A 25,814-nucleotide genomic window follows, 5' to 3' on the forward strand; every position below is an offset into this window, starting at 1 on the left:
AAAACCAAAGATCAGTACCACCAGGCAGAGGCTCACTCCAATTGGCGAAAAATCAAAGACCCATTGGTACCACCAAATCCGAAGGAGTTAGAAACAACAGTCTTAATTTTCATTTCTCGGGCAATATTTGGCACATAATCCAAGCCTTTACACTCTGGATCAAGATTAAAAATATTGATCGTAGGAGGAGCAATTTGATCGCGGATAGCTAATACAGAAAATATAGCTTCTATTCCTCCCGCAGCACCTAGTAGATGTCCCGTCATAGACTTGGTAGAACTCACGGGAGTTTTTTGAGCATGGCTTCCCAAGACTGCTTTAATCGCAAGAGTTTCTGCGCGATCACCGGCAGGTGTAGAAGTGCCATGAGCGTTGATATAATCAATTTCTTCCCCATTGATATGGGCATCTTTCAGGGCATTCATCATACAACGAGCGGCTCCTTCGCCATTCCTTGGCGGCTGGGTCATATGATAGGCGTCAGCACTCATTCCGAAACCTACTACTTCAGCATAGATTTGAGCTCCACGCCGCTTAGCATGTTCTAGCTCTTCTAGGACTAAAACGCCGGCGCCATCGCTTAGAACAAAACCATCCCGATCTTTGTCCCAAGGCCGGCTTGCTGTTTCCGGTTCCTCATTACGAGTAGATAAAGCACGAGCGGATGCGAAACCACCTAGACCTGTGGGAGAAGTCGCCATTTCAGCACCACCAGCTATCATTACCTTTGCCTCGCCACGCTGGATGATACGTACTGCCTCACCGATATTATGGGTGCCAGTGGTGCAAGCTGTTACAATGGCGATATTAGGACCCTTCATCCCATAAAGGATAGATAGATTTCCAGCAATCATATTGATAATGTTGCTCGGCACAAAGAAGGGAGAGATCCTACGTGGCCCCCCTTGGAGGTATGCATTATGTCCAAGTTCAATCCCATGCAGCCCACCAATACCCGAGCCGATGGCAACACCCACTTGAGTCGCATTCGCTTCGTTAATTTCCAGTCCTGAATCTTCAAGGGCTTGCCTGGCCGCAGCGATGCCATAATGAATAAAGGGATCCATTTTACGGGCATCTTTTAAGGGAAGATAATCCCCGATCTCAAATCCCTTTACTGCCCCCCCAAAACGAACAGGAAAATTCGTAACGTCAAAACCGGTAATAGGTCCAATACCACTCTTACCCGCTAATAAGTTGGCCCAAGATCCTTCAACATCTACTCCCACTGGGCAGACTATACCAAGGCCCGTAACGGCGACCCGTTTATCAGACAACAATTCACTCCCTTTTTTAAATAAAGAAACGCGGCCGCATTACGGTATCTCCATGATACGGCCTGGCCTCTTGCCTTGGATCAATAAGCAATATGCTTATCCTTGGCGTTCTTTAATATAATTAATAGCTTCTTGAACGGTAGAAATCTTTTCCGCTTCCTCATCAGGAATTTCGCACTCGAACGCTTCTTCCAGCGCCATAACAAGTTCTACAGTATCTAATGAATCAGCTCCCAGATCATCTACAAAAGATGACTCATTAGCCACCTCTTCAGAATTTACGCCTAACTGTTCAACCACGATTTCTTTAACTCGGGTTTCTATATCACTCATAATAGTTTATTCCTCTAAAAAAACAGCCTCACAGATTTATCTGCGGATGCTAGTTTATCGGTAACCTCCTAAAGCAACAAGACGGTAAAAGTAATATGATTTTAAAACTCTTAATAATAACTAAGCCATATAGAGTCCGCCATTAACATGTAAAGTCTCTCCCGTAATATAACTCGCCTCTAAACTTGCAAGAAAAGCTACCGCAGCAGCAACTTCCTGAGCTTTGCCTAGCCTGTTTAAGGGAATTTGTGCTAGCAACATTTCCCGCCGAGTATCCGCAAGATCGCGGGTCATATCAGTATCTATAAAGCCTGGAGCCACAGCATTAACGGTAACCCCTCGGGTTCCTACTTCCCGTGCAAGCGCTTTGGTAAAGCCTATCATGCCCGCTTTTGCGGCAGCATAATTGGTCTGTCCGGCATTTCCCATTACACCGGTCACCGAAGTAATGTTAATAATGCGTCCCCAACGGGTTTTCATCATACCTCGAAGACATCCTTTTGAGAGACGATAAATAGCCGTTAGATTGATGTTAAGAATAGTTTCCCATTCTTCATCCTTCATACGCATTAGCAGATTATCACGGGTAATACCCGCATTATTTACTAAAATAGCGGGAACACCGAGCTGATCTGAGATAACTGCAAGCGCTGAATCGATTGAAGTAGGATCAGAGACATCCAATATTATCCCCATGCCTGGCCATTCCCGCTCAGCAAGGAAAGCACTAATTCCTTCCGTACCTTCCTTTGAGGTGGCCGTTCCAACCACTGTTGCTCCTTGAAGAGCAAGCCCCTCGGCAATGGCTCGACCGATTCCCCTACTCGCTCCGGTAATTAAGGCGACCTTACCTTCCAACCTCATAGATTAATCTCCTCCCGTGATACTTAGTGCCTTCTCAAGACCAATCGGATCGGACATAGGAAGTACTGTCATACTCTTATCAATTCTCCTGATTAGTCCCGTCAACACTTTTCCGGGCCCGCATTCAACTAATACATCTACTCCTTGGGATTTTAACCAGGCTATCGTTTCTACCCAACGTACGGGGTGATTCACCTGCCGGGCTAAGGCATCGCAAATAGCACCAGGATCCTCATTAACAGCTACATCTACGTTATTTACTACCGGAATAGACGGAGCTTTAATCGAAAATTTCGATAGGCGCTGGCGAAGCCGCTTTGCTACTGGCGCCATAAGCTGGCAATGGGAAGGAACACTCACGGAAAGAAACACAGCCCGTTTTGCCCCCATTTCTTTAGCTTTACTCACCGCTCTGTGGATGGCATCAGCATGCCCGGCAATCACCACTTGCCCTGGTGCGTTGAAATTGACTGCTTCCGCCACTTGCCCCTCGGAAGATTGCTCACAAACACCCTTGACGACATCATCAGAAAGACCAAGAATAGCGGCCATTGCACCTTCCTCCTCTGATACTGCCTCAAGCATATAGCGCCCTCGATCTGCAACTAAGCCTATCGCTGATACAAACTCTAGAGCTTCAGCGCAAGCCAATGCTGTATATTCCCCTAAACTGTGCCCAGCCATGAAATCCGGGCGTCGCCCTCCTGCGGTGCACCAAATTCGCCAAACAGCCATCCCCGCCGCTAACATAGCAGGTTGGGTATAATCGGTACGATTTAATTTCTCCTCTGGCCCTTTTTGCACTAATTGCCAGAGATCATACCCTACAGAGGTTGACGCCTGGGCAAAAACCTCTCGCACTTGGGGATAGAATTGGGAAAAATCGGCTAACATCCCTATAGTTTGAGAACCCTGCCCTGGAAACATGAATGCTAGTTTATTCATCGAATCAGTATATTAACAGAGCGGAACCCCAGGTAAAGCCGCCGCCAAAGGCTTCAAGTAATAGAGTATCTCCCCGTTTGATTCGCCCATCACGGACCGCTATATCGAGGGCTAGTGGGACTGAAGCAGCGGAAGTATTGCCATGGGTATCAACAGTAACGACGACCCGTTCCATAGGAAGATTCAATTTCTTAGCGGTAGCAGCAATGATCCGGATATTGGCTTGGTGGGGAATAAGCCAATCAATTTCCTGCTGACTCATATGGTTAGCTGCTAACGTCTCCTCAACCATGCGCTCTAGAGTACGAACCGCTATCTTGAAGACTTCATTTCCTTTCATCTGAATGAAAGCCTCTCCCTGCTTCACTCGTTCGTAAGCCTCGGAAATGCCCGCAGGCACTGTCAATAGCTGATGGTAGCTGCCATCAGCATGAAGATGGGTTGAAAGAATTCCTGGTTCCGGGCTAGCCTGAAGTACTACCGCCCCAGCCCCATCACCAAACAGCACACAAGTGGTGCGATCATTCCAATCGATGATGCGAGATAAGGTTTCGGTACCCACAACTAAGGCGGTTCGGGCGCTACCAGTACGAATAAATTTCTCGGCTACGCTCAAGGCATAAACAAAGCCGGTACAAACAGCTTGAATATCAAAAGCAGCAGAATCATGAATATCTAACCGCTGTTGAAGTAGACAGGCCGTGCTGGGAAAAATTCGATCAGGCGTGGTAGTTGCCACGATAATAAGATCAATCTCTTGAGGTGCAATGGCTGCCGCTTCTATAGCTTTCCAAGCTGCTAATTCGGCAAGATCACAAGCGGTTTGATCAGGTTCTGCCACATGCCGCTCTTTAATTCCAGTTCGTTCCCAGATCCATCGATCAGAGGTATCCACCAAGCGCTCTAAATCAGCGTTGGTGAGTACTCTTTCTGGAAGAAACCCTCCGGTTCCTATGATACGAGCATAGCTCAAACCACTTGTCCTTCCGATAACCATGGCTCTAAATGGGCACTGATATGTTGGGGCACATCTTTACGTGCCTCAATCACAGCAATGCGAATGGCATGGGCAAAGGCCGTTATATCCGCTCCTCCATGACTTTTAATAACCACCCCATTAAGTCCTAGTAAGTTAGCTCCATTATAACGCCGGGGGTCCATTCGCTGGTGGAAAGCTTTGAGCACCGGTAAAGCAAGAAAGCCTGCAAAGCGAGTAAGATAATTGCGTTGGAATGACTCCCGGAGATAATGGCGTACCATTCGAGCGACCCCTTCGCTGGATTTCAACGCCACGTTACCCACGAAACCATCGCAGACAACCACATCAACACAACCTTCGTAGACATCATTTCCTTCTACAAACCCCACATAGTTCAAATGACTCTGGGAAAGCATGCGGCCTGCCTCCTTGATCCGCTCATTCCCTTTTATAATTTCCGAGCCGATATTTAGCAACCCTACCGAAGGTTCTTTAATATTATCAATAGCACTGGCCAATACCGATCCCATCAAGGCAAATTGGTACAAATTCTGAGCGCTTGAATCTACATTAGCGCCTAAGTCTAGCATATAGCAGTGTCCCCGGATGGTGGGCAAAGCTGAAACAATCGCTGGTCGATCAATCCCCGGTAAAGTCTTGAGCACAAAGCGAGCAATGGCCATCAAGGCACCAGTATTACCAGCACTTACGCAGGCATCAGCCTTTCTGCTCTTAACCAAATTAATAGCTATTCGCATGGAGGAATCTTTTTTGGCCCGTAAAGCTTGCGAAGGTGCTTCATCCATTTCAACTTTCTGCGAGGCATGCTGGATAGTCAAACGTGTTCCCAATTCTCCCCGATGTATCGCCACTAAACCATTTAATAGATCTCGATCACCGATTAGAATTAACTTTACATTAATCATTTCGGCAAGCACTTTAAGTGCGGCAGGAACAACTACCTGGGGGCCATGATCGCCCCCCATTGCATCTAGCGCGATGGTAACACTCAACCCTAAAACGCCCTTATTCGTTTTCTTCTTCGTTTTCGTCTTTACTGAAAATAACCTTTTTTCCCCGGTAGTAGCCATCCGGTGTAACGTGGTGCCGACGATGAGTCTCTCCAGAGGAAAAATCCACAGAAAAAGTCGGCTTCTTTAACACATCGTGAGCGCGGCGCATACCTCGTTTAGAAGGGGTTTTTTTATTTTGCTGAACAGCCATGTTAATACTCCTTAAGTCTAGGCTAATAAATATGTGCAGCCTCTATCCTTTAGTTTCGATATCTTTAAGAACATAAAAGGGATTCGGTTTATTCTGATCCGGGATTGCTATCTCAGAACACTCACCAGGCGGATGGCTAACTGCGATTGGTAGCGCCAAAAGCAATTCTTCTTCTACCAAGCGCCATAGAGATGCGGTTTCTTCTGGTTTTACGATCCACTGCTCATAATTCTCATGCCAATAATAAATTTCTGTTTCACTTACCATTAACTCAAGCTGTATCTGAGTATCAATTACAATATCTACTGGCTGCAAACACCGTTGGCAGGTCAATCGTAACCGCGCTTTGACGTGCCCTTGAACAAAACAGCGGCTTTCTCTATAACAGCTAAACGATAGCTCAGCCTCGGCAAATCCTTCTTTATCTAAAAGTTCTGATCCTAATCGTGGTATACAGGTAAACGGTACCTGTCCTTGAATCCGTTGACCTGATTGAGCCAATTGCCAAGGTGATACGTGATCCAATAAATTCATTGGCATAGATGAAACGGCGGATTGTAACGGGCGATGGGATTACTGTCAAAATTTGAATAAATTAGTGATTTAGCTATGCTGTATTGTAGAGTTCAATAATATTCATATCGCGCTCTTCCTGATCCAACTTAGCATTATCCGAACGTTGATTTTCTAATTTCTTTAGATATTCAGTATTGACATCGCCCGTTACATAATCGCCCGTAAAACAAGAAACATCAAAACATGTTAGGGCAGGATTACGCTTTCGAACCGCATCGATAAGATCGGACAAATCCTGGTAGATGAGCCAATCTGCTCCAAGAATATCGGCAATTTCTTGCTCGGTACGATCATGGGCAACCAATTCATTTGCTGCGGGCATATCAATCCCATAAACATTAGGGTAGCGTACAGGAGGTGAAGCCGAAGCAAAATAAACTTTGCGGGCGCCTGCATCTCGTGCCATTTGGATAATTTGCCGAGAAGTTGTTCCACGCACAATAGAATCGTCTATAAGCAGCACATTTTTACCCTTAAATTCCAGATCGATAGGATTAAGTTTCTGGCGAACTGATTTTTTTCGCTCTTTTTGCCCCGGCATAATAAATGTCCGGCCAATGTAACGATTCTTAATGAATCCTTCTCGATATACAATTCCTAGCATGTAGGCTAGCTGTAAGGCTGCGCTGCGACTAGTATCAGGGATTGGAATTACAACATCAATATCGTGATTTGGGCGTTCTCGCAGTATTTTCTGAGCAAGCTTTTCTCCCATTCGCATTCGAGATTTATGCACTGAAACATCATCAATCATCGAATCAGGCCGGGCGAGATAAACATACTCAAAAATGCAGGGTGAATACATCGAATTATCAATACACTGCTGGGCGTGAAAATCACCTTTCGTATCAATGAAAATAGCTTCCCCTGGTGCCACATCACGAACCAATTCATACCCTAATGCATCAATTGCAACACTTTCGGAAGCAACGATATATTCTGTTTTAGACAACCTTTCACGTTTGCCAAAAACTAGAGGGCGGATTCCGTAAGGATCTCGAAAAGCCAATATACCATAACCCGCAATCATTGCTATAACCGCATATGCGCCGCGACAACGTTGATGTACCTGACTAACCGCGGTAAATAAATCACTGGGGATCATCCGCATTTTGTTTAACTGCTGCAATTCATGGGCAAGCACATTAAGCAATATTTCCGAGTCAGAGTTGGTATTAATATGCCTCCTGTCCGCCCGAAAGAGAGCCCATTTCAACTCTTCCGAATTTGTCAAATTACCATTATGGGCAAAAGTAATACCATAGGGGGAATTCACATAAAAAGGCTGGGCTTCAGCTGAAGAGGAGCAACCTGCTGTGGGATAACGAACGTGACCCATTCCCATTCTGCCTTTAAGCATTAACATGTGGCGGGTATGAAAAACGTCTTTGACTAGACCATTATCCTTACGCAAATATAATCGCCCATTATCATAGGTTACGATTCCTGCGGCGTCTTGTCCTCGATGCTGCAATACTGTCAAACCATCATACAAAGATTGATTGACTTCTTCGTTAGCCACAATGCCAATGATGCCGCACATCTTGCCTATCCTCTCACGTATGGATCATTTAAAATTGGATATGTCCAGCAATATCAGGAGGCATAAAGCTACGTACCCAAAGAGCAAGTCCTTGAAAATAATTAAGCAATTGCGAATTTCGCCACCATGGATCCTGGGGCATAGGGGTCATTCCTGCTAAAATCACCAATACTGTTATAATAGCTACACCGCGTACAATACCGAAGGCAAGCCCAAAAATTCTATCTGTACCCGTTAGCCCTGTTGTATGCACCAACTTGACAATGAGATAATTTACGATCGCAGCCAATAACAAAGTGGCTAGCAAGAGGAGAAGAAAAGCAATTGCTAACCGTAGTGAAGGTGGAACCATGATTAAATCAGCAAGCCATTCAGCCGTTTGAGGCGAGAAATTTAAGCCGATCCAGAAAGCCATTACCCAAGCTATTAAAGATAAAGTCTCTTTGAAAAATCCCCTTGCTAAACTGAAAAGCCCCGATAGAAAAATAATTCCAATAATTATATAATCTACCCAGATCAATAGCCTATCCTTATCGTAGGGAAATTTACTATACCTACTTTAACCATCAGAGGGTGAAATAACAAAAGCTTTGGTTTGCAACCGACGCTCTAACTCCTGCTTGATCTCTTTGGCACGTATTCCATCTTTTTCTGGACCCACTCGAACCTTATAAATCGTTTCCCCCCCTTTTTTTGCTGTTTCTATAAAGGCTTTATAGCCAAAGGAGGTTACATCGCGATGTATCCGTAGTGCGTTTTCACGATGGCCGAAACTACCTATTTGAATGAACCATTTTGTCTCTTTTGAGGATGATGCAGAAGACTGTTCTTCCTTCGCAGAAACAACACTTGGCAGCTTTTTTCCATCCTGAGTTGGTAATTTTTTAACGGTAGAGGTGAAAGTAGACTTTTCCAATTCTGAGGAAAGATTATCGCCCCCCTCAGAATCTTTATATTCAGGAAGAATCTCGGTAGATTCTCCAAGCAATACAGGAATTATAATTATTCCCACCCCAATTAGCACAGACGCCCCGATCAGCCTTTGTTTTAGATTCTTATTTAGCACCGCTTAATACATACTTAGTGGGTTCTTACTAATGCTGATTTTCCTCGGCGTCCGATAGTTTCCCCTTTTTTATTTACAATCGGTTCATCATTGCTCTTTTTCTCTTCGGGCATGCGCTGCAAGGCAATAGTAAAGACATCTTCAACCCATTTAATAGGGCGAATATCAAGATTCTGGGTGATGTTTTTTGGGATTTCAGCTAAATCTTTACAATTCTCTTCTGGAATGAGCACAATTTCAATGCCGCCCCGTAAGGCCGCGAGCAGCTTCTCCTTTACTCCACCAATGGGAAGTACCTCTCCTCGCAGAGTAATCTCCCCCGTCATTGCCACATTGGCTCGTACAGGAATATCAGTCAGGGCTGAAACTAACGCTGTGCACATGCCGATTCCTGCGCTTGGACCGTCTTTGGGAATCGCACCTTCTGGTACATGGACATGGATATCATAATTTTGATAAAAATTGGGATCAATACCTAGCCATTCAGCTCTATGACGTACCACTGTAGTTGCCGCTTGGATTGATTCTTGCATAACCTCACCTAATTGTCCGGTATAGGTCGCCTTTCCCTTGCCAGGTATTACTGCCGACTCGATCGTAAGCAAATCCCCGCCTACCTCTGTCCAGGCTAATCCTGTCACTTGACCTACTCGATCTTGTTCATCAGCCCGCCCAAAACGGTATTGTTTTACTCCTAAAAAAGTATCTAAATTACGAGCGCTTACGGCAATTTTTTTAACATTTGGCTTTAATTGAATCCGCTTCACTACTTTACGGCAAATCTTAGAAATCTCTCGCTCTAAGTTCCGGACGCCAGCTTCCCTTGTGTAGTAACGAATAATATCCTTTACTGCGCCTTCAGACAGGTTAATTTCTCCCTTCCTAAGGCCATTAGCCTTAGTTGACTTTGGAACAAGATAACGGGTAGCAATATTGATTTTCTCATCTTCCGTATAACCCGAGATCCGAATAACTTCCATCCTATCAAGCAAAGGTCCCGGAATATTTAAAGTATTCGCAGTAGTCACAAACATGATTTCTGAGAGATCATAATCCACCTCTAGGTAATGATCATTAAAGGTGTTGTTCTGCTCAGGATCTAGAACTTCTAATAGTGCCGACGCAGGATCACCACGAAAATCCATTGCCATCTTGTCAACTTCATCCAGAAGAAATAAGGGATTTCGGGTGCCATTTTTAGCTAAGTTTTGGATAATCTTGCCAGGCATCGAGCCAATATAAGTGCGGCGATGTCCTCGGATTTCAGCTTCATCACGGACGCCCCCCAAAGACATACGAACAAATTTGCGGTTGGTTGCTCGAGCAATGGAGCGCGCGATAGAGGTTTTTCCTACCCCGGGAGGACCCACCAAGCATAATATAGGTCCTTTAAGCTGCTTTACCCGTTGCTGTACAGCTAGGTATTCAAGGATTCGCTCCTTCACCTTTTCTAAGCCGTAATGATCATCTTCAAGCACCGCCTCTGCCTTAGTCAAATTTAAACGAACTCGATTTCTTTTTTTCCAAGGCACGCTTACCAACCAATCGATATAGTTGCGTACTACCGTCGCTTCGGCGGACATGGGTGACATCAACTGCAACTTATTCAGCTCCACCACAGCTTTAGCCTTGGCTTCCTTCGACATGCCTGCTTTTTCAATCTTATTAGTAAGTTCTTCGATTTCATTAGGCACATCTTCAAGCTCACTTAATTCCTTTTGAATAGCCTTCGCTTGCTCATTTAAATAATATTCACGTTGGCTTTTCTCCATTTGCCGCTTAACACGTCCACGAATACGTTTCTCTACTTGGAGAATATCAATTTCTGATTCCAGAAGACCTAATAAGTGCTCTAAGCGTTCTCGAACGTTATTAATTTCTAGAACAGCCTGCTTTTCCTCTATTTTAAGTGCCATATGGGCAGCAATGGTATCCGCCAGACGGCCTGAATCATCAATACTTGAAAGCGAAGATAGAATTTCAGGCGGCACTTTTTTGTTAAGCTTAACGTATTGCTCAAACTGGTTAAGCAAAGAGCGGGTAAGTATTTCTGTTTCTCGATTATCCTCTCCAACATTTTTATAATGAAATAATTGTGCGCAAAAATAATCTTCCGTACCGATATACTGATTAATCTGAGCTCTCTCACTGCCTTCCACGAGCACTTTTACCGTTCCATCGGGAAGTTTAAGCAGTTGTAATATATTAGCTAGTGTTCCGATACCGTAAATATCCTCAAGCTGAGGATCATCCTGGACAGGGTTCTTCTGGGCCACCAACAATATTTGTTGATTGGCCTCAATTGCCGCCTCAAGTGCTCTAATAGATTTTTCACGTCCCACGAAAAGGGGAATAACCATATAGGGGTAAACAACGACATCACGCAACGGTAACACCGGGGTAGAAATCCCTCTGGCTTTAACTGCATTGGTCTTCGTGCCGTCTTTCTCCATGCTGGAAAACCTCAATGTATTTGAAAGTAGACTAAAGCTAGCTGCTTCAACTCGCGGTATCTAGGTACAAGAAACGAACTTCTGCCGATAGTAAGGCTTACCTAAACAAGAAGGAGTCCCTTCACTTATATGGGGGTGTATCTCATAAAATCAACTGGCTATAACGAAGCCATCATGAAACAAACATCCCAAGGCTCTTACGCCAGGGTTATTAATCCGAAGCCGCTTTAGTTTCCTGATTTTCATAGATTAATAACGGCTCCGCTTCTCCTTTAACCACACTTTCATCAATCACCACTTTACTAACATGGTCCATTGATGGGAGATCGTACATCGTATCGAGCAGGACGTTTTCAAGGATGGAACGCAATCCTCGGGCACCGGTTTTAAGCTCCATTGCCTTAGTTGCAACTGCCCGCAACGCATCTTCGCGAAACTCAACCTTGCAGTTTTCCATTTCAAACAAGCGGGCAAATTGCTTGGTAAGAGCATTCTTGGGTTCTCTAAGAATACGGATAAGTGCAGCCTCATCTAGTTCATCCAGAGTTGCAACCACTGGCATACGCCCTACAAATTCAGGAATCAGGCCATACTTAATAAGGTCTTCCGGCTCCACGGCCTGCAAAACCTCCCCCATACTCCGCTTATCTTCAACACTCTTAACCTCAGCAGAGAAACCGATACCTCCTTTCTTGGAGCGATCCCGGATAATTTTCTCAAGGCCGGCAAAAGCGCCGCCACAAATAAAAAGAATATTAGCTGTATTGACCTGTAGGAATTCTTGCTGCGGATGTTTTCGCCCCCCCTGAGGCGGCACCGAGGCTATCGTTCCTTCGATCAATTTAAGCAAAGCTTGCTGTACGCCTTCACCAGAGACATCGCGAGTAATAGATGGATTATCAGACTTACGAGAAATCTTATCTATTTCATCAACATACACAATGCCTGTTTGGGCTTTTTCAACATCATAATCGCATTTTTGCAGCAGTTTCTGGATAATATTCTCCACATCTTCGCCAACATAGCCTGCCTCGGTCAAGGTGGTAGCATCAGCAATAGTAAATGGAACATCCAATAAGCGCGCTAGCGTCTCCGCAAGCAGGGTCTTACCACTGCCCGTAGGCCCGATAAGTAAAATATTACTTTTTGATAACTCAACGTCATCGTTCTTTTTGCCTAACTGAAGGCGTTTGTAGTGATTGTAAACAGCTACCGATAGTACTTTTTTAGCATGATTTTGACCAATAACATACTGGTTCAGGATATCCCTAATTTCATGGGGTGTAGGGAGATGGCTGCTCTTGCCGGAGGAGAGCCTATCCTGCATTTCCTCGCGAATGATGTCATTGCAAAGCTCGACACATTCATCGCAGATGAAAACAGAGGGGCCCGCAATGAGTTTTCGCACCTCGTGCTGGCTTTTACCGCAAAAAGAGCAGTAAAGCAATCTATCATCATCACCTCTACGGGGCTTGTCGTTATTCATGACTTATCTTTCCTGCAAAATTCTCAGGTAAACAAGTGGCTTCAACCTGTTATTTCTATTAGAGAGCCAGTTAAGTTTCGTGGTTCCCTCACAACTAAGTTTCCTAAAGCGATATTTCAGCACGTTGCTTAAGCACTGAGTCAACTAACCCATAAGCCAATGATTCAGTTGCACTCATAAAATAGTCGCGATCGGTATCATGTTGAATTTTTTCAATCGGCTGACCGGTATGCTTAGCAAGAATATGATTTAAACGCTCCCGAACCAGCAGAATCTCCCGCGCATGAATGTCAATGTCCGTGGCTTGCCCTTGGAATCCACCTAAAGGTTGGTGAATGAGAAGCCGTGAATGGGGCAAGCAATGGCGTTTTCCCCCCGCTCCCCCTGCTAACAACACTGCTCCCATACTAGCCGCTTGCCCAACGCAAAGAGTGCTTACATCAGGTTTAATAAATTGCATCGTATCATAAATGGATAGTCCAGCGGTTACCGATCCCCCTGGAGAATTAATATAAAGATGAATATCTTTGTCAGGATTCTCAGATTCTAGAAAAAGCAATTGGGCAACAACCAAATTCGCCATATGATCTTCAACTGGCCCCACCAAGAATACTACTCGCTCCTTAAGTAGCCGGGAATAGATATCATAAGCGCGTTCCCCGCGAGCTGTTTGCTCCACGACCATGGGAACTAACGTATTGAGGCTATCGATCATACAATTTCTACCTTTAAGTTTTCATTAACCACTTCGTTAATCCTGAACCTTCTCCTTGGCCGAGGAAATCTGAGGATTTACTACCTCTTCGAAACTCATTGATTTATCTAAAACTTCAACCTGATCCAGTACCCAATCTATGATCTGAGTTTCCATAACGGCGTTTTCAATCTCTGAAAGGCGTTCTCGATCACTAAATATCCATCGAGAAAACTCCTCTGGGTCCTCATAACTTGCTGCAAGCTCTGTGACTCTTTGCTTTATTTTATCCTGATCCGCCTTAATTTCTTGCTTTTCTAAGATAGTACTAAAAATTAATCTTAGAGCCACCCGTCTACGCGCCTGTTCCACGAATGGCGATTCATCCAAAGAAATTTCTTGCGGGTTAACCCCCTGTTTAGCTAAATTATTTTTAGCTTGTTCAAGCAAAATGCTTGTTTCCTCCTTCACCAAGGATATTGGCAAAGTGGTAGGATTAGCAACTAATAGGCCATCCATAATTTGCTCTCTTACGCGATCACGAACGGCTTGTTCCAAGTTTCGCGTCATTGAAGCCTTAATTTCCTGGCGTAGGGCCGCTACTCCCCCCTCCTTAACACCGAGCTTCTCTGCAAAATCCTCATTAATCTCGGGTAACCGAGGCGCTGTCACGGAAATAACTTTCACTGCAAAACTCGCTTTTTTACCTGCTAATTCCTGGTTGCCATAGTGTTCAGGAAAAGTGATCTCAAAAGTAAGTTCTTGACCCTTGTTAACGCCTATTAAGTGTTCTTCAAATTCCTTGAGAGTTGTTCCTTTACCCAAAATAACAAAAAAATTCTCTTTGCTTCCGCCTGGAAAAGGTTTCCCTTCAATACTCCCATGATAAGTAATGGTTACCCCATCCGCTTCTTGAGCTGGACGTTCCATTGGTTCCCATTCTATATGCTGTTCCTGTAGCTTCTTTAAAACCCCCTCGATATCCTTATCGGTAACTTCAGCCCGTGGCTGTTTGATCTTAATTCCCTCAAGCTTAACAGACTCAATCTCTGGTAATACTTCGAAGGTTACGGTATAGGCAAAAGATTCGCCTGCTTCTAGCTGAGGTGGTTCAATCTGCGGCATTCCAGCAGGCCGCAAAGATTCCTGTTTGATTGCGTCACGAAAACTATCCCGAACAAATTCATCCGATACTTCTTGGCGTACAGCTGAACCATACCGGCGTTCTACCACCTTATAAGGAACTTTGCCAGGACGGAAACCATCCATTTTTATCCTTGGAACCATGGAACGTAGACGTTCTTGCACCTTACTCTCAAAATCACTCCCCGGCAATGTGATGGTCAAGCGCCGTTCTAGTTCGCCGGTCGCTTCTACCGTGACCTGCATAAATATATTACCTCAAACTATTTGTAGTGGTTTAATTACGCTTATAAAGAAGCATAGCAAAGCAGTTAATGGTGCGAAAGGAGAGACTCGAACTCTCACGGGATTCCCCCACTGGTACCTAAAACCAGCGCGTCTACCGATTCCGCCACTTTCGCGCAATGCCTAATGATTAACAGGCATTATTAGCACATATATAACATATTTTTTAAAGAAAAATAGCTTATAATATACTATATAGGTTTTGAGAGCTCCATACTAATCTTTGAGAGGGGGTATTAAAGAGAAGGTGATGCCTGCGTAAAATTTGGCAACTTCTCTAAAAACCAACGCTGCGACTCTTCTTCATACCACCAACCCTGCTGATCATTAAGAGTCCGGATAACGTTATCGTCCGGGTAATAGTAATTAAACTTGATAGTGACTTTAGCCGTTAGTCCATCTTCCGATAACTGCCGCCTACGAACCTCATACCTAGTTATCCGAGCACTGTTCAAGAATTCCCGGGAAACAGGCTTAGGTTGCCCATTTCGAGGCCGTACTAAAGTATCTAAAATTTCATAATGTTGCCAACGTATACCGGAAGCATAAGACTGAATCGCATCTTCCAGAGTAATAAGGCGATCCTTCGTAAACCCGCTGCTGACACACCCAGCAAACAAGCCTATTCCTAAAAACAAAACTTTCAATCCTGGAAAAAAGGAAGGCTTTCCCAGAACCTTCTCTTCCTGGTTTCGGTATAAAGAATTACATACTCCCATTGTATGTCTCCCCGTGCATGTAGTTCCCTAAGATACAGACGTTTTTTAAACTTACGCTTTTCTTTGGGCGGGGCGAATAGCGATAGATCTGCTTGAGTTTCTTCTAAAACACTGCAAATCTTTTGAGATTCCTCGTTATTTTCAATACAGTCCTTGATGATCAATCGGATTCCAAGCCCAGTAAGTGCATAAGAAGAAGAATGATTTAAAATCTCTCCAACCAGCTCTTGGCCGACGCCAGGTCTGGGTTGAAACTCAATCGCAATAAATTCCACCTGCTCGATAGGAATAAGATTTCTAACTTTCTTAGTTTTTTCTTCCTCAGGTTGAGAGACAAAAAATCCAATTAAAGTCAATAAGATAATGCCTCCTAATGTCTGGAGGCGAAATTTAGCCGGGACTAGAAAAATAAGAAAAAGAGCGAGCAGGAATAACCAAACCATTAGCGGTCTCATAAGCATAATAAATCGACACGCTTCTCAGCTAAAAATAAAAATTAATAAATGAACCTGACCTTAAAGTCGGTTATACAGGAGAATTCTAAAATGATCTAAGGCTAAAAAGCAGTGCCACGGAAAAACTTTCAAATAGCTTATTTGCGGGAATATAGTTTTTCCCCTTGTCCTGCACAATCGTTACTATTTCATCAGTCAATACATTAGTGAATTTTTTGTGCCCATTGACTTCCGGGATTTCCACCCAAGTCCCTTTCCACAGCGACTCACCAAGTGGCAACCCATCCCCGTTGCTGCCTAAAAGCGCAAACCACCGGGGAGTGATAGAAAGTACTATTTTATCCTGATGTCTTCTTGCGAATGCGCAAAGATGCTCTGCTTTGGTTCCCTGAACAGACAGCGAAGTATAGTCCCCCTTTTCAAAAAGCAAGGGAAACTTAGCACGAAAAGATAGGGTTTTCCAAGTCAGATAAAGCTTTACCAGGCTATCTTCTTTCGTTCTCAGCAGTTCGTAAGTATGAGATTTCAAAGGCTGTTTTGAGTGAGTCAGCAGCATTAAATGCTGGAGCATTCGTTGCCTTAGCACAAAGTCCACAGGATGACGGTTATCGGGATCAACAAGCTGGAATTCCCAAAGTTCATTACCCTGATAAATATCTGGTACACCGGGAACGGTCAATTTTAATAAAAGCTGGGATAATCCATTCAATAAACCAAACCCTGCTACTCGCTTCTGAAAGGGTATGAAATCCAGTAAAAAAGGATTTTTTTCCAGGTTACCCAAAACATTACGTACAAAATGGACTACCGCTGTTTCGTACTCCACATCAGGATTTATCCAAGAAGTATGAACTTTAGCCTCTTTAATTGCTTTTAGCATATAGGCTTCAATGCGGCCTTGAAAATCGACTAATCCCTCCTCACTCATTCCAAGCAGAGGCCAAGTACCAAGCACTGTCTGGTAAAATAGATACTCGTCATTCCGGCTTGGAGCTCGAAATCCATTTAATCTGCGTACTTTTGAGCGGTTGATGCGTGTCCAGCGACTTAAGCGTTTACGCCATTCTCCTGGTATTTCAGAGAGTACATTGAGGCGAGCACGCACATCCTCACTGCGCTTACTGTCATGGGTCGAAGAAGTTACCATACCATAAGGCCAGCGTTGTGCCCTTTCTTGGTTAGCTCGATGAAAAGAAGAGAGAGAAACTCCAAAATTTCTCGGATCACTACCGACATCATTGAGGGAAACCAAATAATTATAGATATATAATGCGGTATCCTCAAGAGCCTTAGCCATAACTGGCCCCGTATATTGCTGGAATCGCATAACAAAGGAAATAATTTCCTCAGACAGCTCGCTCCTTAATGAAGTCTCCAATAAGAGGATAGCTTGGATAAAGTCCAAAATACTGATATCAGCAGCGGGACTCCTCTTTTTTGCTTGGGCCACTGCCCATTGGACAAAACGCTTATCTTCTTCCGAAACCTGATTTCTAGCCACGTAGGTACGATAAACAGGAAAACAAGCAACCACTTCTGTTAATGCTTCACGTAGTCCATTTAGAGTAAAATCCCGGGTATGTCGATCCTTTTGAGCAATGCTATTAAGCCTATTGGCAAGTACCGTAAGTTCACTGGAAAGCTGGACCCGAATGATGATTTTTTTACGCTCGTAGAGTAATTGATCGAAATCCCAGGAATGACCGATAAAACGACTATAGAGTTGTTCAAACTCTTTTTGGGAAGAAGGGTATATAAATAATCCGTTATTAAGGGAGGAAAATTCATAACCACTAGTGCCACAAACAGGCCAGTTTTCAGGGAGATATTCATAACTAGCCAAGATTTTCTCAATAACTAAATAGTAATTAGGCTTAGAAGTTTTATGGGGGAAGTTATTTTCCTTATCTTCATCTTCACCTTTTATTTCTGTAATTTTCTGATTGAGGTGCTGATAATAGCGAAGAGGATCGTAAAGTCCATCAGGATGATCGATCCTCAACCCGTCTACTTCCCCTTTTTTGACCAGCTCTAAAATAAACCGATGAGTAGTTTCGAATACCGCTTGGTTTTCCATCCGCAGGCCAGCTAAATCATTGATATCAAAAAAGCGGCGATAGTTAATTTCATCGGCAGCGACTCGCCAATAGGCAAGTCGGTAGGCCTGTCGCTCTAATAAATGGTGCAGCCGATCAAAACTCTCCGGTTGCTCGGCCACGCCATTGAAAGCCGCCACAGTATCCAGCACAAAGGCTCCAATAGCAGGATATTTTCGGCAAGATTCTGCCAAGCGTCGTTTGTAAATGGCACAGTCTCGGAGACGTTCAACTCGCTTCTCGGCGTTAGTGTCATGGCGAGAGGGAAGGTGCTGAAAAGCCGTGATAAGACTTTGATATTCGAGAAAAGATACTTCTTCTTCTGAGAAATGATCCGCTAGTCGTTCTACTTGATATCCCAGAATATCTGGATAAGTGTTTGGATCAATAGGAAACCGGTGATGATAAAAGTAAAGGCTAAATTCTCCCCGCTCGAGATCAAAGGCGAGCGCTAGTTCACCTTTTTCAAGTACCTTGCCATAGTGATCTCCAAGCAAGGGCAATAATACTTTGCCCCGCAATTCTTCTTTTATGGGACGCCAATCAATATCAAAATAACCAGCATATTCGGAAGCAGGTCCATGTTCCAGCACATCAAGCCACCAGACATTATCATTGCCACCCACCCCCATATGATTAGGCACGATGTCAAGAATTTGCCCCATTCCATGGTGGCGCAGGGCCGAGATCCAAGAGGAGAACGTTTCCTCATCGCCGATTTCTGGATTAAGCGCATTATGATCGACGATATCATAGCCGTGCGGGCTTCCTGAGCGGGCTTTGAGATAGGGGGACGCATAGCAGTGACTCACGCCCAATTTATGAAGATAGGGAACAACCGCCTCAGCATCAGTAAAGGTAAATTGACCGTTAAATTGCAGCCGGTATGTAGCACGAGGTATTTTGATGACCTTACTCCCTTGGTTATAATAAGCCTTTTATCTTATATATGATGGAAAATTAGCCACCTCAATCACTGGAATTCTCTTTGAGAAACCAAATTACCGTCTTAGGGGGCAGATTTTTGTGGATAAGTATCCTATTTAAATCTGAAAAGGTGGTAAAAAGTACTTCTCCGGAAGGGAGAGTCGATAAGAAAATAGAAATTTTTCCTAAGTTAGCTAATATTGTTAATTGTGCCCCATCGCCTAATTGCCACCGAACTTGTAGTGCCTGCTTACCTAAGGGTATATAACAACCGTTGTTTTTTCTCATAGCAGCTAGCCTGGGAATGATCCATTGGCGCCGTAGTTTTAGCAGATTTTGATGTAACTCAAACCATTCTTTCCCTTTTCCATTGGTTGCGTGAGTCCAGTTTAAAACAGCATTGTCAAAGGTCGCCTGAGCGGTAGGATCCGGAATTCGTTCTTGGGCCGCTGGATTATTGAATTCAGGAAAATGGGCGAATTCCCTTCGCCGACCCTCCCGAACACTTGCAGCCAAATCCTCACTAAAATCGCAAAAAAAAGGAAAGGGTTGAGTTGATCCCCACTCCTGGCCCATAAATAAAAGGGGCGGGAAAGGAGAGAGCAATAGCAACGCGGTTAATGCCTTCACTTCTTCAGGTGTTATTAAAGCCGTTATTCGCTCACCGAAAGCCCTGTTACCCACTTGATCGTGGTTTTGAAAGAAGGTTACAAAAGCGCTTGGCGGTAAAATCTTGCTAGGCTCGCCACGGGGTTTGCCTTCCCTGTAAGGAGAATGTTGCCCTTGATAACCAAAACCTTCGCTCAAACAACGGCCTAGATGAGCAATAGGCTGATCGGCATAGTCTAAGTAATAACCTGTAGTTTCCTGAGTGGTGAGTACATGCAAGGCATGGTGGATATCATCATTCCATTGCGCAGTGTACCAACGGGGTTGTCCGTTAGGCTTCCGGGTAAGGTAACGGGCTATATTATTATCATTTTCTAGCACCAGATGTATACGCCGCCTGGAATCTAGATGGCAGAAAATCGTCTCTGCCAACTCTTCAAGAATATGGAACTTAGAATCATCTTGAATCGCATGAACCGCATCCAACCGAAGGCCATCAAATTGGTATTCCTCCAGCCAGAAGAGAGCATTATGGATAAAAAACTGCCGGACCCAATGGGCATTCTTCCCATCAAAATTGATAGCTGCCCCCCATGGAGTTTGGTGGCGTTCTGTAAAAAAGTCTGGGGCATATTGATGGAGATAGTTGCCTTCCGGACCGAAATGATTATACACCACGTCTAAAAATATCATTAATCCACAAGCATGGGCAGCTTGCACAAGGGATTTGAGATCGTGGGGCCGACCATAACGGCTATCTGGTGCAAACAAGGAAACACCATCGTAACCCCAATTCCAACGGCCAGGGAAATCGGCAACCGGCATCAGTTCCAATGCGGTTACCCCTAATTTTGCTAGATGCTCCAGGTGACTCTCCAATCCTCGAAAAGTACCCTCTGGGGTAAAAGTTCCTACATGGATTTCATAAATAACGGCCTCTTCCCAAGGTCGTCCATTCCATCCCTCTTCCTGCCATTTAAAAGTAGCTGGATCAACCACCTCGCTGGGACCGTGGATATCTTGGGGCTGAAATCGAGAAGCGGGATCAGGAACCCGCATCCCACCATTGATCTGATAGCAGTATAAACTGCCCGGACCAGCCTCTTTAGTTTCTAGCTCAAACCAACCCTCTTCTTTAGGAGTCATAGCTAAGGGGACTACTTCTAGCGTATCCTCCAAGCATAACTCCACTTGCTTAGCGGCAGGCGCCCATAACCGAAAACGCACGGTACCTTTTTCTGTCACTTCAGCGCCAAAAGGCATACCATGGCAGTGCTGCATATTTTATAATACCTTTTTTGAAATTCCGCTTAGTTAAACTATAGTTTATAAAAACGCAAACGTATCACAATCTTGAAAGGAATATTGGTTGCCTGTATTATTGAAAGAGATATAATATAAATCTTGTAATAGATGATTATGAAGCTAGGAACGGACATTGATGAGATTAAATTACCCCAATAACTGGCGTGACAACCGGAGCACCAGAAGGCTTCCCGCTTAGATGCCTTCAGCGGTTATCCCTTCCGGACATAGCTACCCGGCAGTGCCAACGGCGAAACCATTTTAAAGTGGTTTCAGAATAAGACGGTTTCTCCCAGATTCTCTTATCGCGCCAGCGGATAAAACAGGTTGCTCCAATGCCCTCAACCTGGTGGCAAATCACGCCACAGTGCGCCCGTACGCATGATCCAAAAAACGGCGTTGCTGCCCCAACTGCCCTTGCGCCCGGGAAGGTGCAACTCGAGCAATGCCCATGTTTTGTCTGATATATCGTGTCTGCCTCGCGATTACACTATTTAGCTAGCTTGGGATGGGAGGGATTATCATAAAATGTTAATTAAGAATTTCTATGAATGCATCAGCTATCTTTTCATCGGCAGCAGCTACTGGGGCTAGTGTCATTCGAAATATATACAGCTTTTAATGCCCGAATGGTTTCTCCTGTTTAATTTCTTAATTACAGATAAGCCGAAAACAACCAAAAGAAACCATCCCGCAACCGAGTTAGAACAGAGCGCTGATCTAAATCCTCTAATCGCAGCACCCGCGCATCTTTCCAAGCATCATCAAAATAGTCATTAACAATCTCTGCTAGCTTGGTATCGAACAATTCTACGTCCATTTCGAAATTTAGCCTCAAACTGCGTGGATCAAGATTAGATGAGCCAGCAAGCACATAGTCATCGTCCACTATAAAAAGTTTACTATGGGCAAACGGTAAGGGCTTTAGGCTGATATGAACTCCCCACTGTAACAACTCCCACAACGAATGCTGAGTTGCCCAATCCACATAACGTAGATTAGACTGCTGAGGAAGCAGAACTTCCACAACAACCCCGCGCACAGCCGCGCCTTGGAGAGCACCTACCAACTCACGGTGGGGGAGAAAATAAGGTGTCATAATCCGAATTCGCCGACATGCTCCACCTACCAAACCAAGGAGAGTCATAGCTAACCGATCTAAACCCTCATCCGGCCCATCTTCAATTACCCGGGCAAACGAGTTACCCCTTTTCTCTCTATTACCAGCTGCTACCACAAGCATTTCACGCGTAGCGGCATACCAATCATGGGAAAAAACTTTGGCTAAACTAATCGCTGCTGGACCATATAATTCAAAATGTACATCCTCATGTGGATTATCGATCCGGGGAGAAGTAACAAAATGACGATTATCAATATTAAGACCTCCAAAAAAGGCATATTCAATATCGATGATTGCGATCTTGCGATGATTACGTAGATTAATGTGAAGCGATGGCGGCAATAGCCGTGGTGGCAGGAACTCAGCATATCGAATTCCCGTACCTTTCAGAGACCGCCGTAAACTATGTAGTGAATACCAGGCGCCAACACCATCCACCAAAACGCGCGTATCCACATTTCGTTCTACGGCATTTGTAAGGGCGGCGACAATTTCCATACCAATACCATCGCCAGAAAAAATATAACTGGAAATCCAAACTCGTACCCGTGCAGACTTAATGGCTTCAATGAGTCGTGGGTAAAAAGCATCGCCATTCTTAAGAAAACTTACGGCATTTCCTGCTATCAGCGGAGTTGCTGTTGTACGCCACCCTACATGTGCTAACGGATAAGTATTTACCTCCAGCGGGGGGGGTACTTGCGGTAGAAATATATCGCCTCGCTCGTAGCCGAAATAAGGCAACTTAGATTTCCAGCCGGTAACTTCCCGGGCACTGTGGCGGATACGGTTCACACCAAAAAAAAAATACAACACAGGACCCGCAATGGGAAATAAAACCGAAACACTAACCCAGCCTAGCGCAGCGCGATGATCTCGTTTAAATAATAGTGCATGCACAACCGCAAACGGCGCCACAATAAAATGAAAAAAAAGAACAATAAGCCCACCGAGCATATAGTCTAAATATAAGAGTGTATTTTTAAGTTTACTAAAGTTTGTATAGGAAAGAATTTTTAATTCTAAGGTAAATCTAACGTTTATGTTAGCAGGGGCAACAAGGAAAAGAAAAGCCCCCGAAGGGATATATCCCTTCGGGGGCTTTCATATAAGGCGCCTGGCAGTGACCTACTTTCACATGGGTAACCCCACACTATCATCGGCGCTGAGCAGTTTCACTTCCGAGTTCGGAATGGGATCGGGTGGGGCCTACTCGCTATGGCCACCAGGCAAAAAGGGGAAGTCTCGCTTTTTCAAGTCAGACAATAACCAACTTGCTTGGGTGTTATATGGTCAAGCCTCACGGGCCATTAGTACGGGTTAGCTTCACACATTACTGCGCTTCCACACCCCGCCTATCAACGTTGTCGTCTTCAACGACCCTTCAGGAACCTCGTAGGTTCAGGGAGATCTCATCTTAAGGAAGGCTTCCCGCTTAGATGCCTTCAGCGGTTATCCCTTCCGGACATAGCTACCCGGCAATGCCACTGGCGTGACAACCGGAACACCAGAGGTCCGTCCACTCCGGTCCTCTCGTACTAGGAGCAGCTCCTCTCAAATCTCCAACGCCTACGGCAGATAGGGACCGAACTGTCTCACGACGTTCTAAACCCAGCTCGCGTACCACTTTAAATGGCGAACAGCCATACCCTTGGGACCTGCTACAGCCCCAGGATGTGATGAGCCGACATCGAGGTGCCAAACACCGCCGTCGATATGAACTCTTGGGCGGTATCAGCCTGTTATCCCCGGAGTACCTTTTATCCGTTGAGCGATGGCCCTTCCACTAAGAACCACCGGATCACTAAGACCGGCTTTCGCCCCTGCTCGACCTGTCCGTCTCGCAGTCAGGCACCCTTTCGCCTTTGCACTCACTACGCGATTTCCGACCGCGCTGAGGGTACCTTCGCGCTCCTCCGTTACCCTTTAGGAGGAGACCGCCCCAGTCAAACTACCCACCATGCACTGTCCCCAACCCGGATAACGGGCCTAGGTTAGAACTCCAAACATGCCAGGGTGGTATTTCAAGGATGGCTCCACGCAATCTGGCGATCACGCTTCTCCGCCTCCCACCTATCCTACACAAGCAGGTTCAAAATCCAGTGCAAAGCTATAGTAAAGGTTCACGGGGTCTTTCCGTCTTGCCGCAGGTACACTGCATCTTCACAGCCAATTCAATTTCACTGAGTCTCGGGTGGAGACAGTGTGGCCATCGTTACGCCATTCGTGCAGGTCGGAACTTACCCGACAAGGAATTTCGCTACCTTAGGACCGTTATAGTTACGGCCGCCGTTTACCGGGGCTTCGTTCAAAGGCTTCGCCTTGCGGCTGACCTCATCACTTAACCTTCCGGCACCGGGCAGGCGTCACACCCTATACTTCCTCTTACGAGTTTGCAGAGTGCTGTGTTTTTAATAAACAGTCGCAGCCACCTGGTCACTGCAACCCCTTTCCGCTCCAGCCGCAAGGGCCTTCACCTACCGGGGGCACACCTTCTCCCGAAGTTACGGTGTTAATTTGCCGAGTTCCTTCACCCGAGTTCTCTCAAGCGCCTGAGGATTCTCACCCCACCCACCTGTGTCGGTTTCGAGTACGGTCCGCTATAACCTGATGCTTAGAGGCTTTTCCTGGAAGCCGGGCCTCAACCACTTCACCCCCTTTAAGGGGGCTCGTCATCACGCCTCGGAATAGGCGCTCCCGGTTTTTCCTAAGAGCGCTCCCTACACGCTTGAACCGGGACTTCCAACCCCCGGCCAGCCTAGCCTTCTCCGTCACCCCATCGCAGTTATAACGGGTACCGGAATATTAACCGGTTTCCCATCGACTACGCCTTTCGGCCTCGCCTTAGGGGCCGACTCACCCTGCGCCGATTAGCGTTGCGCAGGAACCCTTGGGCTTTCGGCGAGGGGGCCTCTCACCCCCTTTATCGTTACTCATGTCAGCATTCGCACTTCCGATACCTCCAGCATGCCTCCCGGCACACCTTCAACAGCCTACGGAACGCTCCCCTACCGCGCAAATCCCCTTAAAGAGAATTCGCACCCGTAGCTTCGGTATATCGCTTGAGCCCCGGTACATCTTCCGCGCAGGCCGACTCGACCAGTGAGCTATTACGCTTTCTTTAAAGGATGGCTGCTTCTAAGCCAACCTCCTGGCTGTCTTCGCCTTCCCACATCGTTTCCCACTTAGCGATAATTTTGGGACCTTAGCTGACGGTCTGGGCTGTTTCCCTTTCCACAACGGACCTTATCACCCGCTGTGTGTCTCCCATGATTGCACTTCCCGGTATTCGGAGTTTGCCTCGGTTTGGTAAGGCTAGACGCCCCCCTAGCCGAAACAGTGCTCTACCCCCAGGAGTGATTCATGAGGCGCTACCTAAATAGCTTTCGGGGAGAACCAGCTATCTCCGAGCTTGTTTAGCCTTTCACTCCTAACCACAGCTCATCCCCTGATTTTTCAACATCAGTGGGTTCGGGCCTCCAGTGGGAATTACCCCACCTTCACCCTGGCCATGGCTAGATCGCCCGGTTTCGGGTCTACTCCCAGCGACTATATTCGCCCTATTCAGACTCGGTTTCCCTTCGGCTCCCCTCTCTCGGTTAACCTTGCCACTGAAAGTAACTCGCTGACCCATTATACAAAAGGTACGCAGTCACACCCCTAAAGGTGCTCCCACTGCTTGTACGCATACGGTTTCAGATTCTCTTTCACT

The 25,814-nt window shown here is 45.5% G+C and carries 20 protein-coding genes, 1 tRNA gene, 2 rRNA genes and 1 pseudogene (1 of these 24 cut by a window edge); all 24 read right to left on the reverse strand.

Annotated features, from left to right (window positions below; all coding sequences use genetic code 11):
* Positions 1-32 precede the first annotated feature (32 nt).
* The gene (gene fabF, locus NOC_RS08980; protein ID WP_036497359.1) at positions 33-1,277 is read right to left on the reverse strand and encodes a beta-ketoacyl-ACP synthase II; all 1,245 of its coding nucleotides are present in this window, start codon (positions 1,275-1,277) and stop codon (positions 33-35) included.
* 96 nt (positions 1,278-1,373) lie between these two features.
* Entirely contained in the window at positions 1,374-1,610 is a 237-nt protein-coding gene (gene acpP / locus NOC_RS08985; RefSeq protein WP_002811584.1) for an acyl carrier protein, read from the reverse strand.
* A 120-nt stretch (positions 1,611-1,730) separates the two neighbouring features.
* Positions 1,731-2,474: a 3-oxoacyl-ACP reductase FabG gene (gene fabG, locus NOC_RS08990; RefSeq protein WP_002811638.1), complete on the reverse strand. Its 744-nt coding sequence runs from the start codon at positions 2,472-2,474 to the stop codon at positions 1,731-1,733.
* Between the two features lie 3 nt (positions 2,475-2,477).
* Positions 2,478-3,419 (reverse strand): ACP S-malonyltransferase, encoded by a 942-nt coding sequence (gene fabD / locus NOC_RS08995; RefSeq protein WP_002811625.1) that lies wholly within the window; start codon positions 3,417-3,419, stop codon positions 2,478-2,480.
* 4 nt (positions 3,420-3,423) lie between these two features.
* Entirely contained in the window at positions 3,424-4,392 is a 969-nt protein-coding gene (locus NOC_RS09000; RefSeq protein WP_002809194.1) for a beta-ketoacyl-ACP synthase III, read from the reverse strand.
* Positions 4,389-5,411, reverse strand: a complete 1,023-nt coding sequence (gene plsX, locus NOC_RS09005; protein WP_011330726.1) for a phosphate acyltransferase PlsX — start codon at positions 5,409-5,411, stop codon at positions 4,389-4,391. The genes NOC_RS09000 and plsX overlap by 4 nt, the downstream gene beginning before the upstream one ends.
* Before the next feature lie 13 nt (positions 5,412-5,424).
* Positions 5,425-5,622, reverse strand: a complete 198-nt coding sequence (rpmF, locus tag NOC_RS09010; protein ID WP_002810853.1) for a 50S ribosomal protein L32 — start codon at positions 5,620-5,622, stop codon at positions 5,425-5,427.
* Positions 5,623-5,664: 42 nt separating this feature from the next.
* Positions 5,665-6,162 (reverse strand): YceD family protein, encoded by a 498-nt coding sequence (locus NOC_RS09015; protein ID WP_011330727.1) that lies wholly within the window; start codon positions 6,160-6,162, stop codon positions 5,665-5,667.
* 67 nt (positions 6,163-6,229) lie between these two features.
* On the reverse strand, positions 6,230-7,741 hold the full coding sequence (gene purF / locus NOC_RS09020; protein WP_002810156.1) for an amidophosphoribosyltransferase: 1,512 nt from the start codon (positions 7,739-7,741) through the stop codon (positions 6,230-6,232).
* Positions 7,742-7,769: 28 nt separating this feature from the next.
* The gene (locus tag NOC_RS09025; protein WP_002810410.1) at positions 7,770-8,261 is read right to left on the reverse strand and encodes a CvpA family protein; all 492 of its coding nucleotides are present in this window, start codon (positions 8,259-8,261) and stop codon (positions 7,770-7,772) included.
* Between the two features lie 39 nt (positions 8,262-8,300).
* Positions 8,301-8,807: an SPOR domain-containing protein gene (locus tag NOC_RS09030; RefSeq protein WP_011330728.1), complete on the reverse strand. Its 507-nt coding sequence runs from the start codon at positions 8,805-8,807 to the stop codon at positions 8,301-8,303.
* Between the two features lie 14 nt (positions 8,808-8,821).
* A complete protein-coding gene (gene lon, locus NOC_RS09035) occupies positions 8,822-11,260 on the reverse strand; it encodes an endopeptidase La (RefSeq protein WP_002809226.1) in 2,439 nt (812 codons plus the stop codon).
* Between the two features lie 211 nt (positions 11,261-11,471).
* Positions 11,472-12,746, reverse strand: coding sequence for an ATP-dependent Clp protease ATP-binding subunit ClpX (gene clpX, locus NOC_RS09040; RefSeq protein WP_002809665.1), 1,275 nt, complete (start codon positions 12,744-12,746; stop codon positions 11,472-11,474).
* Between the two features lie 103 nt (positions 12,747-12,849).
* Positions 12,850-13,461, reverse strand: a complete 612-nt coding sequence (clpP, locus tag NOC_RS09045) for an ATP-dependent Clp endopeptidase proteolytic subunit ClpP (RefSeq protein WP_002811362.1) — start codon at positions 13,459-13,461, stop codon at positions 12,850-12,852.
* Between the two features lie 36 nt (positions 13,462-13,497).
* A complete protein-coding gene (gene tig, locus NOC_RS09050) occupies positions 13,498-14,829 on the reverse strand; it encodes a trigger factor (RefSeq protein WP_002809275.1) in 1,332 nt (443 codons plus the stop codon).
* A gap of 69 nt (positions 14,830-14,898) precedes the next feature.
* Positions 14,899-14,984, reverse strand: a tRNA-Leu gene (locus NOC_RS09055).
* A 120-nt stretch (positions 14,985-15,104) separates the two neighbouring features.
* Entirely contained in the window at positions 15,105-15,506 is a 402-nt protein-coding gene (locus NOC_RS09060; protein WP_244859943.1) for a hypothetical protein, read from the reverse strand.
* A 5-nt stretch (positions 15,507-15,511) separates the two neighbouring features.
* On the reverse strand, positions 15,512-15,943 hold the full coding sequence (locus NOC_RS09065) for a hypothetical protein (protein WP_231561745.1): 432 nt from the start codon (positions 15,941-15,943) through the stop codon (positions 15,512-15,514).
* A gap of 184 nt (positions 15,944-16,127) precedes the next feature.
* A complete protein-coding gene (gene treY, locus NOC_RS09070; protein ID WP_036497361.1) occupies positions 16,128-19,046 on the reverse strand; it encodes a malto-oligosyltrehalose synthase in 2,919 nt (972 codons plus the stop codon).
* Positions 19,047-19,107: 61 nt separating this feature from the next.
* Positions 19,108-20,955, reverse strand: coding sequence for a malto-oligosyltrehalose trehalohydrolase (gene treZ / locus NOC_RS09075; protein ID WP_002809072.1), 1,848 nt, complete (start codon positions 20,953-20,955; stop codon positions 19,108-19,110).
* Positions 20,956-21,323: 368 nt separating this feature from the next.
* Positions 21,324-21,446 (reverse strand): annotated as a pseudogene (locus NOC_RS16880) (IS5/IS1182 family transposase); the annotation flags it as partial.
* A 188-nt stretch (positions 21,447-21,634) separates the two neighbouring features.
* Positions 21,635-23,059 (reverse strand): phospholipase D-like domain-containing protein, encoded by a 1,425-nt coding sequence (locus NOC_RS09080; protein WP_002809785.1) that lies wholly within the window; start codon positions 23,057-23,059, stop codon positions 21,635-21,637.
* Between the two features lie 158 nt (positions 23,060-23,217).
* Positions 23,218-23,332: ribosomal RNA gene (rrf, locus tag NOC_RS09085) — 5S ribosomal RNA — on the reverse strand.
* Between the two features lie 59 nt (positions 23,333-23,391).
* Positions 23,392-25,814: ribosomal RNA gene (locus NOC_RS09090) — 23S ribosomal RNA — on the reverse strand (it continues 488 nt past the right edge of the window).

This window comes from Nitrosococcus oceani ATCC 19707 (genome assembly GCF_000012805.1).
GTDB classification, from domain to species: domain Bacteria; phylum Pseudomonadota; class Gammaproteobacteria; order Nitrosococcales; family Nitrosococcaceae; genus Nitrosococcus; species Nitrosococcus oceani.

Coding starts and splice junctions, on each gene's coding strand:
- tig (WP_002809275.1), bottom strand. CDS start 14,829: ATGCAGGTCACGGTAGAAGCGACCGGCGAACTAGAACGGCGCTTGACC.
- rpmF (WP_002810853.1), bottom strand. CDS start 5,622: ATGGCTGTTCAGCAAAATAAAAAAACCCCTTCTAAACGAGGTATGCGC.
- purF (WP_002810156.1), bottom strand. CDS start 7,741: ATGTGCGGCATCATTGGCATTGTGGCTAACGAAGAAGTCAATCAATCT.
- NOC_RS09080 (WP_002809785.1), bottom strand. CDS start 23,059: ATGCTCGGTGGGCTTATTGTTCTTTTTTTTCATTTTATTGTGGCGCCG.
- fabD (WP_002811625.1), bottom strand. CDS start 3,419: ATGAATAAACTAGCATTCATGTTTCCAGGGCAGGGTTCTCAAACTATA.
- clpP (WP_002811362.1), bottom strand. CDS start 13,461: ATGATCGATAGCCTCAATACGTTAGTTCCCATGGTCGTGGAGCAAACA.
- acpP (WP_002811584.1), bottom strand. CDS start 1,610: ATGAGTGATATAGAAACCCGAGTTAAAGAAATCGTGGTTGAACAGTTA.
- lon (WP_002809226.1), bottom strand. CDS start 11,260: ATGGAGAAAGACGGCACGAAGACCAATGCAGTTAAAGCCAGAGGGATT.
- treZ (WP_002809072.1), bottom strand. CDS start 20,955: ATGCAGCACTGCCATGGTATGCCTTTTGGCGCTGAAGTGACAGAAAAA.
- fabG (WP_002811638.1), bottom strand. CDS start 2,474: ATGAGGTTGGAAGGTAAGGTCGCCTTAATTACCGGAGCGAGTAGGGGA.
- NOC_RS09015 (WP_011330727.1), bottom strand. CDS start 6,162: ATGCCAATGAATTTATTGGATCACGTATCACCTTGGCAATTGGCTCAA.
- clpX (WP_002809665.1), bottom strand. CDS start 12,746: ATGAATAACGACAAGCCCCGTAGAGGTGATGATGATAGATTGCTTTAC.